Below are 13,773 nucleotides of genomic sequence, written 5' to 3' on the forward strand. Positions count from 1 at the left end.
ACTGAGGGAACGGAACAGCACCGTTCCGTTTATCTCCGACCATAGCACATGGAACGGTGCCGTTCCGTTCGCTATGCTCGTGTGCGTGGCAGTGCAGCAGAAGAAGGGCCGGCCGGTGTCCGGCGGGGCGGTCCTGCGCGAGCGGGTGACCGAGGCGATCACCGAAGCGGCCTTCGGCGAACTCGCCGATGCCGGGTATGCACGGTTGTCGATGGTGGCGGTGGCCCGGCGTGCCGGTGTGGGCAAGGCCGCGCTCTACCGACGCTGGCCCTCGAAGCAGGCAATGATCACAGAGTTGATCCGCAGCAAGGTCACCGAAACGCTCCCCCGCACTCCGGCTACCGGCGACCTGCACACCGACCTGCGCGAACTGCTCGCGGCTTACCGCAGCCAACTGGCCAATCCGCTGCTCGCCCTGATCGGGGCCGAACTGCTCGCCGAATCCCGCCGCGACAGCACCCTGGCGACCATGCTTCACACGGAAGTGGCCGCGCCGCGGAGGCTCGCGGCACGCGCGATCCTGCAAGACGCGATCGACCACGGCGAACTCCCGCCCACGCTGGACATGGAACTCGCCACCGACCTGCTCATCGCGCCTCTCGTCTTCCGCATGGTGCTCATCGACGAGCACAGCGACGACGACTACCTCGAAACACTGACAGCCGCCACCCTCGCAGCCCTGAAGGCGGCCGTCCGCCGGCCCTGACCGTCAGGGCGGTCCGGCGACGGGCGCCAGGCTGTTCCACGTGCGGGGCTGGTGGTGAGCGATCTGCTCACCACCGCAGCGTCTGCACACGGTTCACCGCCGTCATGCCGGCCCCTCCACGTGGTACGGATCGGACCCGGGCAGCCTCGGAACCGGCCCCCGCACGTCATCGGCGACAAAGGTCTCCAGCTTCCCGGAACCTGCGCGACGACTGCGCGATGCGGTGCAGAGGCCGGGCGGGCGAGAAGCTGGACGCGTTCAGCAAGCTGGGCGCGCGGGCCCGGTTCTCCTCGCGCCCTGCCTCGAGCCGATGCGAGACGGTGGGGCCCCGATTACTGCATGCGTGGCCGGTGCCTCGGGTCGGCCAGGCAGTAGTAGAACTGGAGGGCGCAGCCGCGCCCAATCTGGATCTGTGTGGGCTCGTAAGCGAGCAGATACGCGCCCGGGTCCGCCTCGACAAGTTCTCGGAGCTCCACCGCGGTCCAGCTTCCGCCACCCGAACCGCGCTCGCCGCCGTCGACCGTCAGCAGCGCCTCCACCGGGCCGCCGCACTCGCCGCAGCACAGCTCATCGCCGGGTCCCGGAAGGTGAACTCCGCCGGCCAGCCGCCCGCCTTCCAGCCGGGCGCGACGGACAGCTCCCACTGGTACTCCAGCGACGCTCGCTTCGACAGCCGTTCCCACTCTGCGTCTGTCAGATCGCCCCGCCCGATGTCCATCAACGACCCGGACATCAAGTAGTCACATGATCGGCCGGACAGCTCCCAGTACTGCAGGTCAGCTGCTGCAAGAGGCCGCCCTCACCGGTCAACTGGAGGCCGCTCGCGCGGGCCCGATCGACCAGCTGCCCGATCAACTGATCGTTCAGCAGATCCGCCGACCGCTCGACCGGGCGGACCTCTTCACCGCCTCGACAGAGGCAGTCACGTCGCTCATCAGTGTTCTTCCTTGATCGGGAGTTACACGGCTTTTTTACAGTCCCCAGGCGGCGGCTTGGGCAGCCGAGCGGGCAGCGGGCCGAGCAGGGTGCGAGCCAAGACGCGCTGTCGGCCGGGTACTCTGCAGGGCTGGTTGCGGCGTGTGAGTAGCGGCCGAACGAAGCACCGGAAGGGGGGAAGCCCTGAGTTCCTCCACTCGGGCTACCACCATGGAGACGACGTTCATTGGTTGGTTCCCTTGTTGGTATGGCAGACAATCAGCGTCCCACGGCGCTTCTTCTCGATCGACTCCCCTTGGTGACCAGTCTCGTAGGAGCCTCGGTGTGGCGTGATGCGGCGAAGGGGTCGGTGCTGCTCCCGGTTGCCCTGGCAAGACTCGTCCTGGGCCTCAGGACGCATCGGGGGCTACTCATCCTGCGCGGGGGCTGCGGTGTGGTACTTGGACTGTTCGGTGCGGCGGTGGCGTTGTTGGCCGGCCAGGCAACGGGAAACGGGCTGTTATACCCCCTCATCGATGACCATGATTACCAGCACTCGTGGGGTGGACCCACGCTAGTGGGGGCTTGGGCAGCGCATGCAGCTCTCGCGATTCCGGTGGTGCTGGTCGCGCTCGGTGCACTGCGCGGTGTCACGGTTGCCGACCGGGCGCTTGACCGGAGTGCCTCCGGTGAACGAGTTCCGTGGTGGCCGGTCCTGCTGGCCGGGGCACTGGGGGTACTGACGGTACTGCTGGTCACAGCCTGGCTTCACCAGCTTTAGAGTCGTCTCATTTGGTGAGTCTGCGATAGCAGATGAGGGTGCAGGCGCTGCTGGGGTTTCGTAGAGGTCTGCGAGGTAAGGCGACCAGCCGGAGCCGCCCGTTTCGCCCCCCGTTCGGGCGGTTCCCCGAGAGGCTCCCCCCTCTCGGCGGTCACGCCTTGCAGGCCGGGGCCTGCTCCACTCAGGCCCCGGCCGGCGAGGAGGTCACATGGACGAGACGACCCGCATGCACCGCCCCGGCGAGAAGGTCCCCGCCAGCGGCATCTACGAATGCACCTGCGGTCAGGGCCACCGCTTCACCATCACCAGCACAAACGTGCAGGGCCACACCTTCCCGCCGGTACCGGAAAACTGCTCCGGAGTCGGCTGGAACCTGCTGATGCCCGCCCGCGCGGAGCGCAGCCCATAAGACAGCCGATGCGCCCGCCTGGCCGTGCGGGGCCAAGACAAGCGGTCAAGGCGGGCCTCAGAAGCGGTCCCGTCAAACGCTGACCCGCCTGCCGCGGCAGGACCGCCACCCTTAGGAACGACCATGCGCATCAACAGCATCACCGCCCGCCGGGTCGCAGCCGCCGCCCTCGCGGCACCTATCCTGGCGCTCGTCGGGGTCGGCACGGCCGCTGCCGCGCCACAGCAGACCGCCACCGCCACTGCCACCCACCAGTCCGTCGTCGACCACGGTGGCTGCTGGGGTTACGGCTGCGGCTACGGCGGATACGGATACGGCGGCTATGGCTACGGACCCGGATTCGGGTACGGACCCGGCTACGGCTATGGCTACGGACCCGGCTACGGCAACGGCGTCATAGTGATATTCGGGTAACCGCACGGCTGGAACCTCATGATCCCCGCCCGCGCGGAGCGTAGCCCGTAGACCCCCAAGCAGCCCACGCTCCGCGAGGTCGCAGCGTGCAAGCCCTGGCTGGAGGCCGAGCTGGAGCGGATCGCCCCGCGCATCGTGGTCGCCCTCGGCGCGACCGCCGCCAAGGCCCTGATGGGCCCGGAGTTCCGGGTCACCCGGCAGCGCGGGAAGCTCCTGACGCCGGGCGTGCCCCTCGACGGGGCGCACGTCCTCGCCACCGTCCACCCCTCCGCCGTACTGCGCGCCGGCGAGAACCGCGAGGAGACGTACGCCGGACTGGTGGCGGACCTGCGCGCGGTGGCCGACGCCCTCGGATGATCCGATTCCGTTTCCTGGGGCGGGTCCCGGGCACAGGCTCAGCAGACGCACTGACCATGCCTCGTTCCGCTGGGGTGCGAGATGCCAGATCGCCGTGCTGGGCGCACGCTGTTACCAGTGAGAGCACCGTCTGAGGGCCGCTGGCCTCTCGCGGCCCTCAACCCCGATGAGCTGGTTTCCGTCCGTGGTGGTGTGGCGGGAACCAGCCCATTGCCGTGGGGCGTGGGCCTGCAGCACCCGTACGGGGCGAGGGCACTCGAGAAGGGCACTGCCGGTGTAGATCACCAGACGAACCCGGGCGCCGGGCCGCACCGTCGACGCCTCGAGCGAGGAACCGCCGTACGAGGTGGAGAGCGACAAGACCGGGCGCTCCGCGGTGCACAAGCCCGGGTCCTGGGCAAGGAGGGGTGACACATGGCCGGGAAGCTCCAGAGCCGGGGCGACCGGAACGACGCCGTGGACGCCTTCGAAGAAGCGGTCAACATGACGGCAGCCCAGCTCGAGAAGTGGCTCGACACCGAGGAGTCGAAGAGCGTCGGCCAAAGCGACGGTGGCGAGAGCGTGGGCCACGCCTCCGGTCGGCGCATCGTCACCCTCCTGCGCACCGACAAGGGCGCCCTCAGCGACGACGACCTGGCGCACATGCGCAAGGTCGTCGGCTATGTCCACCGTCACCTCAAGCAGCGCCCCGGCGGCGACGTCACCGACACGCGGTGGCGCTACTCCCTGCTGAACTGGGGCCACGATCCACTGAAGTGACCGGGACGCCGAGTCGGCGACGCGCCTCCCTCAGCCGGGACGGAGCCGTCTGAGAGAGACTGAGAGAGACGTCGCCACGGCTGTTCGCGACCGCTCAGACCACGCCGTTCTCTGCCGGGGCCGGGAACCGGTCCCATACGCGGTGGGCCCCCAGCAGTGCGGTGACCTCGCGCAGTACGGCCTCGCCGTCGGAGCCGGTGACGACGCCGAGTGCATCGGCGGCGATGCCGGCCGCCTGCAGGGCGGGGCCCGGGTCGTCCCAGCCCCCGATGGGCTTCGCGTGGCGGTACGCCTCCTGGAGCATCAGCACGATGCGCGGGTCCACGGGCGTGGCGGCGAGAGCCGGGGCGCCGGCTTTGGCGTCGCGCCCACCGTGGGCGTCGGCGGCCGGTCCCGGGGGCCCGGCGAGCAGCAAGGCGTCGAATTCCACGGAGCGCGCGGTGGCGAAGCTGCGCTGCACGGTCACGGGATCGGCGCCCTCACCTGTGAGAGTGCCGCCGGTGGGCCCGATGATCAGCGGGACCATGCCGCCTGCCAGCACGGAGCGTCGGACGACGTCCACGGCGCCCAGGTCGCCGGTGCCGTCGGTGACGATGCCGATGACGCGCCCGGCGGTCGGCCAGGTGCGGCCGATCTGCGACAGCGCGGGACTGGGCTGTACGTCGGCGAGCGGCTCGGAGCCCTCCGGAGCGGGCAGGCCCAGGCCCTGGGCGACCTGTCGGCAGAGGTAGGGGTCGATGTTGGCCAGGACCATCAGGGTGCGTTCCTTGATGGCCTGCTCGTAGCACTTACTGAGCTCGAAGGTGTAGGCGGCGACGATGTGTTCCCGTTCGGCCGGGCTCATGCTGAGCCAGAACAGGCGGGGCTGGCTGAAGTGGTCGTCGAACGAGGCCGGTGCCTCCCGTACCTTCGCGGCGGCGGCCATCGGGGTGGGGTGCTCGATGTAGGCGTGGTCCTCGGCGCCGGCGAAGAACGGGCAGCCGCCGTCCAGGGAGTTGGGCTTGTACGGAGCCACGCCGGTGTGCACCGCGTCCTGGTGGAACCCGTCCCGCAGCATGTCGTTGACCGGGGCGTGGGGCCGGTTGATCGGGATCTGAGGGAAGTTGGGGCCGCCCAGCCGGGTGATCTGGGTGTCGAGGTAGGAGAAGAGGCGTCCGGCCAGCAGGGCGTCGTCGGTGATGTCGATGCCGGGCACCAGGTGGCCGACGTGGAAGGCGACCTGTTCGGTCTCGGCGAAGAAGTTGGTGGGGTTGGCGTTCAGGGTGAGCAGCCCGACGGGCTGCACCGGCGCCAGTTCCTCGGGGACGATCTTCGTCGGGTCCAGCAGGTCGATCCCCTGGAAGGTCTGCTCCGGCGTGTCGGGGAAGGTCTGGATGCCCAGCTCCCACTGGGGGTGGGCACCCGCCTCGATGGCGTCGGCCAGGTCGCGGCGATGGAAGTCCGGGTCCATGCCGCTGATCATCTGCGCCTCCTCCCACACCAAAGAGTGCACGCCGGCCTTCGGCTTCCAGTGGAACTTCACCAGGGTGGTGGCGCCGGTGGCGCTGACCAGGCGGAAGGTGTGGACGCCGAATCCCTCCATGGTGCGGAAGGAGCGCGGGATGCCGCGGTCGGACATGTTCCACATGGTGTGGTGCGTGGCCTCGGTGTGCAGGGACACGAAGTCCCAGAAGGTGTCGTGGGCGCTCTGCGCCTGCGGGATCTCCCGGTCCGGATGCGGTTTGCCGGCGTGGATGACGTCCGGGAACTTGATCGCGTCCTGGATGAAGAACACCGGGATGTTGTTGCCGACCAGGTCGAAGACGCCCTCGGACGTGTAGAACTTGGTGGCGAACCCACGGGTGTCGCGGACGGTGTCGGCCGAACCGCGCGAGCCCAGGACGGTGGAGAACCGCACGAAGACCGGCGTGTCGACGTCCTTGGCGAGGAAGGCCGCCTTGCAGACCTCGGCGGCCGTGCCGTAGCCGCGGAAGACACCGTGCGCCGCAGCGCCCCGGGCATGCACCACGCGCTCCGGGATCCGCTCGTGGTCGAAGTGCATGACCTTCTCGCGCAGGTGGTGGTCCTGCAACAGCACCGGACCGCGCGGTCCGGCCTTGAGCGAGTGATCGGTGTCGGGCAGGCGTGCGCCCTGCGCGTTGGTGAGGAAGGGGCCGTCCTGCGCCCGGACCGTCTTGGACGGGCCGTCCGTGCGGCCCGTCGCGCTGAGCGGTGTGGGAACGCCCTGGTCGGGCTTGGCGGGCAGCGGTGCGTGCGGCTCGACCGGTTCCTCCACCGTGGGGGGCATGCTCGCGGGCACGCCGGGGATGTCCGCCCGTCCCGCGGGGGTGAGCTCCGCGCCCATGTCCATGACCTTGTCGACGATCTTCTTCACCGGGCCCGGCTCGTTGGCCATGGAGCTCTCCTGCTCGTCCTCGGAAACCCTGTCGCCTGCGGGTAACCGGTGCCGCTCGCGGACAAACGGCGCCGCGTGGGACATCCGCCGTTCGCGGCGGATGTCCCCCCGGGTGCAGGCTGCGCAGGTGGTGCGGGTTCGGCGGGTGGGCGTGATGCAAGGCCTTGCCCCCTCCGCAGGACGACGCCAATCATGGGAGCTAGCGATCACCGCGCTCCGATTCCCCGTGGCTGTCGCAGGGGCCATCGGGCCGCCATCGAACGACTGCGGGAAGCGACAGACCAGTGGGCCGTTCCGGCGGGCGACCGCCGGAACGGCCTACGCATGTCAGGAGCGGCCGCGGCCGGTGATGAAGTCGCGTGCCCGGTCCACCAGCCCGGTCCCCGGTGCCAGGAGCTTGTTGCCGGGCGGGGTGTCCGGGGCGCTGGGGTGCGGGCGGGTCGGGGCGACCTTCTTGGCCCGGCGGACCTGGTCGCCGAGCTCGTTGAGCTGCTCGGGCGTGCAGGCCTGCGCCAGACTCGGGAAGAGTTGCTGCTCCTCCTCCCGGACGTGCTCGGTGACGTCGGTGACCAGCTTCTGCACCATCCGGTCGAAGCGGGGGTCGTCGATGTCGACGTCCTCCAGGTCCTTGAGGACCTGTTCGACCTCGGCGTGTTCCTGGATCTCCTTGTCGGCCAGGGCGTTCCCGCCGGGCAGGTGCTTGCGGACGGCCGGGTACAGGTACATCTCCTCGGCCACCGAGTGCCGTACCAGCTCGATGGTGACCTCGTCGAGCACCTTCCGGCGTTCCTTGTCGCCCGCGGGCAGGGCCCCCAGACGGGCGAGGTACTCCTCCACCTCGCGGTGGTCGGCCGTGAGCTCTGCGATGACATTTCCGCCGTGACCCATCAGTGACTCCCTTCCAGGTAGGTGTCCGGTCGACTTCCTCTTGGAGGCAGCTTCCCGGCCCCTAGGCGGGCACGCCCCCTTTGTCAGCCATTCGGACGACGATGCTCTGTCGAGGCCGCCGCGGAGACCACGGGATCGAGCAGGATGTCGGCTGCGGTGCAGCCCAATGCCTGGGCGGCGGCTAGCGTCTTCCCGGCTCCGGGAGCTGGCCGCGGGGTGGCGAACTACGGTGACAGTCCGCCCCGGCCCTTGGCGCCGGATCCACCCGCCCGTTGGGCCGGTAGATCAGACGGGTGCGTTCTCCTCCGGACACCCCTGGGCCGGTGCTCGTAGATTTGTACTTATGCCGGACCTTACGCTCGTGCAAATCGAGGGGATTGTCCGCGAAGCCCACGCGCACCAGATGGACAAGTCGGGACGTCCCTATTTGGAGCACGTCCAGGCCGTGGTTGACGGCGTCAGGGAGCGGGGCGGCTCGGACGAGCAGATTGCCGCCGCTTGGCTGCATGACACGATCGAAGACGAGAAGCTCTCGAGAGAGTGGCTTATCCTCGCGGAGCTTTCCCAGCACGTGAAGGACTTGGTCGACGCCATGACCAAGCGACCGGGGGAAAGCGACGAATCATACGTGCGGCGAATCCTTGCCGTGCCGGGCGCTCGCCTCATCAAGGAAGCCGACCTCGCGCATAACGCTGACCCCGCCCGGCTCGCCCTGATCGACGAACCCGCCCGGCGCCAGCTCGAGGAGAAGTACGCGAGGCTGAGGCGGCTGCTCGGCCTGACAGCGGGCGACGTGTAACGGCAACGGAGGCCATCCCGCTCCGCGGTCGCCCCGCGCTAACCGTTTGTTGATGCCGCATGACTGGGTGGGTAGCCGCGCTACTCGGACGGTCTTCGAGCAGCCCGATGCCGACGCCGTCCAGATTCAGCACGCCCTGGTGCCCAGGAACGAAATTTTCCAAGGCACCGGAGCATCTGGGTACGGCCAGCACCGTCTGCTTGCCTACATTGCCCTCCACCCGCGAGATCTGGCGGCAGATCCGACCTACAACGCCCTGTCGAGCTCGGAAGTGCACCAATTCGTCCATCGGTCAGCGAAGCGAACATGTCGCGCCTGCGACGAAGCAAAGTAGGGCACGCGCCCTGCGGAGAACTCAACCGGTGGACGTGCCAGCGTGCAGCCTGGGAAGGACCTCGGCGCGGTAGAAATCGAAGAACTGCTTTTGATCGGGTCCGATCTGGTTCACGTAGACCTCGTCGAAGCCGGCCTGAGAGTAGGCGCTGATCGCTTCGACGTGGTCGTTGGTGGTGTCGCCGCAGACGATGGCGTCGGCGATCATGTCCTCGGTGACGAGGGTGGCGGCCTGCTCGAAGTGCTCCGGGGTGGGGAGGATCTGAGCCAGCTCGCCCGGAAGCTGCTCGTTGGGCCACAGCCGGTGCACGGTTTTCACCGCGCGCGCTCGGTCGGTGTCCCAGCAGACCTTCAGCCCGCCGATGACCGGCTTGCTCCCGCCCCCGGCCCGCCGGAACTGCTCCACCAACGCCGTATCGGGTGTCATCGTGACGAAACCGTCCCCGATGCGGCCGGCCAGCGCGGCGGCTTCGGGCCCGAAGCCGGAGATGTACAGCGGAGCCGGTTCGGCGGGAATGGTGTAGAGGCGGGCGTTCTGCACGGTGTAGTGGGTGCCGTGGTGCGTGACGCGTTCTCCGGTGGAGAGTTTCCTGATGATCTGCACGGCCTCTTCGAGCATCTGCAGGCGCTCGGCGGCCTCGGGCCAAGCGTCGCCGAGAATGTGCTCGTTGAGTGCTTCACCGCTTCCCAGACCGAAGCGGAATCGGCCCTCGGTGAGCACGGCCGCTGTCGCGGCGGCCTGGGCGTTGATCGCCGGATGAAGACGCACCGTGGGACAGGTAACCAAAGTGGTGATCGGCAGCGACGTCACCTGTGACAACGCACCGATCATGGACCAGACGAACGAACTCTCGCCCTGCTCGTCGTTCCAAGGATGGAAGTGGTCGGAGATGGCCAGCGCCTGGAAACCGGCCTGCTCGGCCATGCGTGCCTGGTCGAGCAGTTCCGCAGGGGCGAACTCCTCCGAAGACAGGAAGTATCCGTAGGCGGTCATAGCGTTTCCTTCTTACAGGTTGATGATCAGGCGACGAGCGATTCGGTGTGCAAGGTGTCGCCTCGATGCTGCGCAGCAGCCACGTGGCCCCTGGGTCACATTGGGACATCGCCGTCACCGGCTTGCTGGCTGTGAGGGCTCCGTCGGAGAGCCTGGGCACGGCACTTTGGGCGGGCTGGACATCTCAACCGGCGCCGCTCAGGACCTGCGGGCGGTTCCAGCACGGCCCGCACCTCCAAGCTGGGCACGTTCCATGGCAACGTCCGTATCCCCATCATGCGCGTTTCTGGCGTGCTGGCGCGCGCTGTGAGCGAGGTCCGGTGGTCATGGCAACGCTGAGGAAGGAACTCGGGTTCTGGCGCTGGGGTGACCGTCGTCGAGTGTTCCGGGGTAAGGAGCCGCTCGGGGTGCGATCAGCTGGGCGGATACTGGGCGGTGCGAAGGCTGGCACAGGCTCTCGGTCAATGGATCGCGCGCGTCCGGCTCGCGGATCTCCTCCAGCCACAGCAGTGTGTGCAGCACGAGTATCCCGTGCCTCGGCCTCAGGACCGCCAGCCGCTCCCGGGTGCGTAAGGTGACATTGGCTACCACAACCCGACCGTGCCGGGCCAGCGCCTCCACCAGCAGCGCATACGGCCGCTGGTCCTGCTCGTCGGCCCCAACCCAGTACGCGCGGGAGTAGAGCACCGGGTCGACGCCGCGCTCATCGACGAAGCCGAGGACGTCGACGGCTCGCTTCGTGGGAAGGGCGAGCTTGGCCAGGTCCTCATCGCGGAGCACGACGGTGCGGCCGTCAGGGAACTCCAGGCCGTGCGCGATCTCTGATTGCGGGACCTTGACGCCCTCGCTCTCACAGACCCTCCGATGCCAGATCCTGGAGCCATCACGCGCATGAACTTGATGGAACCCCGCGCCGTGCTCCTCGGTCCCCGAATAGAGGTGGACAGGGATGGTGACCAGCCCGAACGACACGTAGCCGGTCCAGATCGCGCGCATACCGACGTCCAGCCCGCGGCAGCCTGCGCGCGGGGAATGCTCCGGCACGGTGACAGCGGTGGACGTACAAAGCATGTTTATTACGACAATTCAAGGCAAGTCGGGCCCTTGGGGGGAGTCGTTTCAACGAGGGAGCCCGTCATGATCATCCAAAAGATGCACGGCATGGGCATACGCAGCGAGCATGCCTACCTGGCCGGCCTGGCATCCATCGGCCTGTCCATCGCTGCCTGGGCCACCAGCATCACCGCAGAACCCGGAGTCGGCCTGGCCCGAGCCGACCGCTGGGGAATCTACGTCGGCGAGTGGGCCCCCACCTTCTTCGGCCTGGGCCTGGCCCTCAGCCAATATGAGCAGGCGGACGGCACGCTCCAGGAAAGCGACATCCATCACCTCAAGGACAAGGTGCAGGAGAAGGTAGCCGCCTGAGGCGCCCGTGCTCGCGCCCACAATCCAAGCTGCCCGTCCGGTTGTGCGGGGCCTACGCTGCGGCCGGGCGGGCGCAGACGCGGTCCCGCCAGTCCCTCTTTCCCTGCCTGCCGCGGCGGGACCGCCCAACACGTGCGGTCGAGGGCCGGCAAGCCGAAAACAAGGCACCCCGTCGTACCTCCCCTCAAGGCGTCCCGCGGGGCTGGCTGAGGCTCTCGGGTGGTGCTCGGCACATACACAACGGAAGGTCGTCCTGTTTCGCAGGCAACTACCAACACGCGGGGCGAGCGCGCTTGGATGGCCCGTTCGTACTACCTGGAATGGCAAGCGACATCGCTGGGGGCCACGGTGGAAGGCATCGGCAGGCCTGTCGATGCCCCGTGCTACCTGGGAGCGAGCGATGTCCGAACGCAATACCGTGCTGCGCAGCTTGCACGACATAGGACTGGCAGCATGGTTCGGCGGTTCGCTGATGGGCGCGGTCGGGCTGAACGGCGCAGCTAGGACCGAGGGTGGGACATGGGAGTCCACCACCCGGATCGCTGCCTCCGGCTGGTCAAAGTGGACCCCGGTGAATGCCTCGGCGATCGGCGCCCACCTCGTAGGCAGCAGTGGTTTGCTTGCGGTCAATGCCGCGCGGGTCGTAGCCCAGCAGGGCGTCGCCGCCTCCACCCTGGCCAAAACCGTTCTGACCGGAGCGGCACTGGCTGCCACGGCCTACAGCCGCGTCCTGGGCAAGAAACTGGAACTCGCCTCCTCCACTCGTTCCGAAGATGCGGAGAAGGCGGCCAAGCACCCGATCGAAACCGACAAGGCACAGCGACATCTGGCCGTCATGCAGTGGGCGGTACCGGCTCTGACGGGAGGGCTGCTCATCCTCAACGCAGTCCACAACGAACAGCAGCGCCCCTCCCAGCAGGTCCAGGGCATGTGGCAAAGGGCCCTATCGATTGCTCCTCACTTGCCCGCTACCCCGGACTGGCATCACCTGATGCACTCGTCGAGGTAGGCGTGCGCACGTCTCGCAAAGGGCTGCCGGTACGGGCCCGGAACCGTTGCCATCGATCGGCTGTCGCCCAGCAGGTTGGTGCATCCGGTGCCGCTGACGGTCTCATCCCTGGCGATCTCCCTGCAGATGCGAGCCGTAGGGACGAAGCCGATCCTGGAGAGAGAGGGGTGCCTTCGTACAGCGCGCCTCCCGTTGAACGGCAGGTTGCAGCAGGGGCTTGGAACCGCGGCAGGGCGCACGAAAACGATCGACGAGATGGCTCTGACCAGCCTCCCGAGCGTCCGCTGTCAACCGCACCCGACAGCCAGGATCGCAGCACGTGCAGCCCTGGAACACAGGCTCCCTGCGCGGGCGAAGGAGAAAAGCATGACGGGCAACGACCAGCTCACGGCCAGGGACATCATGTCCGGCGGAGTCCAGTGTGTCGGCGCGCATCAGTCGCTCCAGGAAGCGGCAAGGATGATGCGCGACCTGAACGTCGGATGCCTTCCCATCTGCGGGGACGACAACAAACTCACGGGCCTGATCACCGACCGCGACATCGTCATCCAGTGCGACGCAGAGGGTATCGACCCTGCAACGGTCCAGGCAGGAACCCTTGCCGGTGACCTGCGATGGATCGACGCGAGCGCCGGCGCCGACGAGGCATTGCGGATGATGGAACAGCATCAGATCAAACGCCTGCCAGTCATCGACACGGAGCAGGGGCACCAACTGGTCGGCATGATCAGCGAAGCCGACCTTGCGCGCAATCTGACGGACACCCAGATCGCGGAATTCGTGACCCGGGTGTACGTCAACGCCTGATCCGGTGGCGGGTTGCGACGCCTTCCCGGTGCACGCGTCGGGGAGGACATGGATGCACATGCAAGATGCGCCGTCTCCTCCGGGGGAGGCATCCTGAGCGTATGGAGCGGCATCGGGTGGTCGTGTATCCGCCGCCTTCTGAGGGTGGTGGTCGGCGCGTGTGCCTGGACTGCCAGGACCTTGGCATCGCGTTCGACCTTCGGGACCTGATGGAGTTCCTGCGGCGTGCGGGCCTCGATCCCGACTCGATCTATCTGGACGACGAGCTGTTCGACTGGCACAGCGCAGGCCCGACAATATGGTGAGTTCCCTGCCTGACCCGGTAATTGGGATCACTTGGGGCCGGGCAGGGGACCCTAAAGGGCGGCTACCCCCGCTCTGGCGGCTACACCGCTTGCGGCCAGTGGGGAAGCCGCACCGCCAGGTTGATGATCGACACACATTCGGTTGCGGGGATCGCTCGCTCGAAAACGAATCATTCGTCGGGCCGACCGCCGCCGAACATGGTTGCCGTCAGCACGCCGGCGGCAGCACTCGGCAGCATCCTCTCGCCCCAGGAGTGCCACCGGTGTGCCGCTGGCTCAGACACCACCACCGTGATCCGTACTGTGCAGTCGCGGTGGGAGTCGGGGAGCGCAGCCGGATCCGGATTGGCGGTTACTGAGGTTTTCAGGTCGGGGTCGGTGGGGTGATGGTCAGGCTGGTTCCGGCAAGGCAGCCGTTGATGAGGCCGGGCCGGAGCTGGATGTGTCGCAGGCCGCGCCGGAGGGTCTGCGTGAGGT

Annotated in this window: 14 protein-coding genes and 3 pseudogenes; 11 read left to right on the forward strand and 6 right to left on the reverse strand. The window is 68.0% G+C overall.

Annotation, left to right across the window (positions count from 1 at the left end):
• Positions 1 to 85 precede the first annotated feature (85 nt).
• Positions 86 to 706, forward strand: a complete 621-nt coding sequence (locus ACFYYN_RS41840; protein ID WP_500359969.1) for a TetR/AcrR family transcriptional regulator — start codon at positions 86 to 88, stop codon at positions 704 to 706.
• A 332-nt stretch (positions 707 to 1,038) separates the two neighbouring features.
• Here the strand turns inward: ACFYYN_RS41840 and ACFYYN_RS41845 are convergent, their stop codons facing one another.
• The gene (locus ACFYYN_RS41845) at positions 1,039 to 1,350 is read right to left on the reverse strand and encodes a hypothetical protein (protein ID WP_500549973.1); all 312 of its coding nucleotides are present in this window, start codon (positions 1,348 to 1,350) and stop codon (positions 1,039 to 1,041) included.
• A gap of 130 nt (positions 1,351 to 1,480) precedes the next feature.
• Positions 1,481 to 1,641, reverse strand: a pseudogene (locus ACFYYN_RS41850) (IS256 family transposase); the annotation flags it as partial.
• Positions 1,642 to 2,610: 969 nt separating this feature from the next.
• Here ACFYYN_RS41850 and ACFYYN_RS41855 point away from each other — a divergent pair.
• The 5 genes and pseudogenes from ACFYYN_RS41855 to ACFYYN_RS41875 all read left to right on the forward strand — a co-directional run bounded on the left by ACFYYN_RS41855 (position 2,611) and on the right by ACFYYN_RS41875 (position 4,341).
• Positions 2,611 to 2,811, forward strand: a complete 201-nt coding sequence (locus tag ACFYYN_RS41855; RefSeq protein ID WP_499516492.1) for a hypothetical protein — start codon at positions 2,611 to 2,613, stop codon at positions 2,809 to 2,811.
• A 123-nt stretch (positions 2,812 to 2,934) separates the two neighbouring features.
• Positions 2,935 to 3,225, forward strand: a complete 291-nt coding sequence (locus ACFYYN_RS41860; RefSeq protein ID WP_500549974.1) for a hypothetical protein — start codon at positions 2,935 to 2,937, stop codon at positions 3,223 to 3,225.
• Between the two features lie 66 nt (positions 3,226 to 3,291).
• Positions 3,292 to 3,582: pseudogene (locus ACFYYN_RS41865) on the forward strand (uracil-DNA glycosylase family protein); the annotation flags it as partial.
• Positions 3,583 to 3,862: 280 nt separating this feature from the next.
• A pseudogene (locus tag ACFYYN_RS41870) lies at positions 3,863 to 4,069 on the forward strand (hypervirulence associated TUDOR domain-containing protein); the annotation flags it as partial.
• A complete protein-coding gene (locus tag ACFYYN_RS41875) occupies positions 3,997 to 4,341 on the forward strand; it encodes a DUF3140 domain-containing protein (RefSeq protein WP_500549975.1) in 345 nt (114 codons plus the stop codon). The pseudogene ACFYYN_RS41870 and the gene ACFYYN_RS41875, both read left to right, overlap by 73 nt.
• 94 nt (positions 4,342 to 4,435) lie before the next feature.
• On the opposite strand, the gene ACFYYN_RS41880 is transcribed toward ACFYYN_RS41875, so the two are convergent.
• Both ACFYYN_RS41880 and ACFYYN_RS41885 read right to left on the reverse strand, forming a co-directional pair.
• Positions 4,436 to 6,685 (reverse strand): catalase, encoded by a 2,250-nt coding sequence (locus ACFYYN_RS41880; RefSeq protein WP_500549983.1) that lies wholly within the window; start codon positions 6,683 to 6,685, stop codon positions 4,436 to 4,438.
• Positions 6,686 to 7,063: 378 nt separating this feature from the next.
• Positions 7,064 to 7,624: a hemerythrin domain-containing protein gene (locus tag ACFYYN_RS41885; RefSeq protein ID WP_500549976.1), complete on the reverse strand. Its 561-nt coding sequence runs from the start codon at positions 7,622 to 7,624 to the stop codon at positions 7,064 to 7,066.
• Positions 7,625 to 7,967: 343 nt separating this feature from the next.
• Between ACFYYN_RS41885 and ACFYYN_RS41890 the strand changes: the two genes are divergently transcribed.
• Complete coding sequence (locus tag ACFYYN_RS41890) at positions 7,968 to 8,423, forward strand: HD domain-containing protein (protein ID WP_500549977.1); 456 nt, start codon at positions 7,968 to 7,970, stop codon at positions 8,421 to 8,423.
• A gap of 355 nt (positions 8,424 to 8,778) precedes the next feature.
• On the opposite strand, the gene ACFYYN_RS41895 is transcribed toward ACFYYN_RS41890, so the two are convergent.
• The gene (locus ACFYYN_RS41895; RefSeq protein WP_500549978.1) at positions 8,779 to 9,750 is read right to left on the reverse strand and encodes a TIGR03557 family F420-dependent LLM class oxidoreductase; all 972 of its coding nucleotides are present in this window, start codon (positions 9,748 to 9,750) and stop codon (positions 8,779 to 8,781) included.
• A 324-nt stretch (positions 9,751 to 10,074) separates the two neighbouring features.
• Complete coding sequence (gene ku, locus ACFYYN_RS41900; RefSeq protein WP_500549979.1) at positions 10,075 to 10,794, reverse strand: non-homologous end joining protein Ku; 720 nt, start codon at positions 10,792 to 10,794, stop codon at positions 10,075 to 10,077.
• Between the two features lie 93 nt (positions 10,795 to 10,887).
• Between ku and ACFYYN_RS41905 the strand changes: the two genes are divergently transcribed.
• The 4 genes from ACFYYN_RS41905 to ACFYYN_RS41920 all read left to right on the forward strand — a co-directional run bounded on the left by ACFYYN_RS41905 (position 10,888) and on the right by ACFYYN_RS41920 (position 13,296).
• Positions 10,888 to 11,175 carry a hypothetical protein gene (locus ACFYYN_RS41905; RefSeq protein ID WP_326570015.1) on the forward strand — a complete coding sequence of 96 codons (288 nt, stop codon included), beginning with the start codon at positions 10,888 to 10,890 and terminating at the stop codon, positions 11,173 to 11,175.
• 400 nt (positions 11,176 to 11,575) lie between these two features.
• Positions 11,576 to 12,184, forward strand: a complete 609-nt coding sequence (locus tag ACFYYN_RS41910) for a hypothetical protein (protein WP_326570011.1) — start codon at positions 11,576 to 11,578, stop codon at positions 12,182 to 12,184.
• A 366-nt stretch (positions 12,185 to 12,550) separates the two neighbouring features.
• The gene (locus ACFYYN_RS41915; protein ID WP_500549980.1) at positions 12,551 to 12,991 is read left to right on the forward strand and encodes a CBS domain-containing protein; all 441 of its coding nucleotides are present in this window, start codon (positions 12,551 to 12,553) and stop codon (positions 12,989 to 12,991) included.
• A 101-nt stretch (positions 12,992 to 13,092) separates the two neighbouring features.
• On the forward strand, positions 13,093 to 13,296 hold the full coding sequence (locus tag ACFYYN_RS41920; protein WP_500549981.1) for a hypothetical protein: 204 nt from the start codon (positions 13,093 to 13,095) through the stop codon (positions 13,294 to 13,296).
• Positions 13,297 to 13,773 lie beyond the last annotated feature (477 nt).

Source organism: Streptomyces sp. NPDC001902 (genome assembly GCF_042891295.1).
Taxonomy (GTDB): domain Bacteria; phylum Actinomycetota; class Actinomycetes; order Streptomycetales; family Streptomycetaceae; genus Actinacidiphila.

Coding starts and splice junctions, on each gene's coding strand:
- ACFYYN_RS41855 (WP_499516492.1), top strand. CDS start 2,611: ATGGACGAGACGACCCGCATGCACCGCCCCGGCGAGAAGGTCCCCGCC.
- ACFYYN_RS41860 (WP_500549974.1), top strand. CDS start 2,935: ATGCGCATCAACAGCATCACCGCCCGCCGGGTCGCAGCCGCCGCCCTC.
- ACFYYN_RS41875 (WP_500549975.1), top strand. CDS start 3,997: ATGGCCGGGAAGCTCCAGAGCCGGGGCGACCGGAACGACGCCGTGGAC.
- ACFYYN_RS41880 (WP_500549983.1), bottom strand. CDS start 6,685: ATGGGCGCGGAGCTCACCCCCGCGGGACGGGCGGACATCCCCGGCGTG.
- ACFYYN_RS41885 (WP_500549976.1), bottom strand. CDS start 7,624: ATGGGTCACGGCGGAAATGTCATCGCAGAGCTCACGGCCGACCACCGC.
- ACFYYN_RS41890 (WP_500549977.1), top strand. CDS start 7,968: ATGCCGGACCTTACGCTCGTGCAAATCGAGGGGATTGTCCGCGAAGCC.
- ACFYYN_RS41895 (WP_500549978.1), bottom strand. CDS start 9,750: ATGACCGCCTACGGATACTTCCTGTCTTCGGAGGAGTTCGCCCCTGCG.
- ACFYYN_RS41905 (WP_326570015.1), top strand. CDS start 10,888: ATGATCATCCAAAAGATGCACGGCATGGGCATACGCAGCGAGCATGCC.
- ACFYYN_RS41910 (WP_326570011.1), top strand. CDS start 11,576: ATGTCCGAACGCAATACCGTGCTGCGCAGCTTGCACGACATAGGACTG.
- ACFYYN_RS41915 (WP_500549980.1), top strand. CDS start 12,551: ATGACGGGCAACGACCAGCTCACGGCCAGGGACATCATGTCCGGCGGA.
- ACFYYN_RS41920 (WP_500549981.1), top strand. CDS start 13,093: ATGGAGCGGCATCGGGTGGTCGTGTATCCGCCGCCTTCTGAGGGTGGT.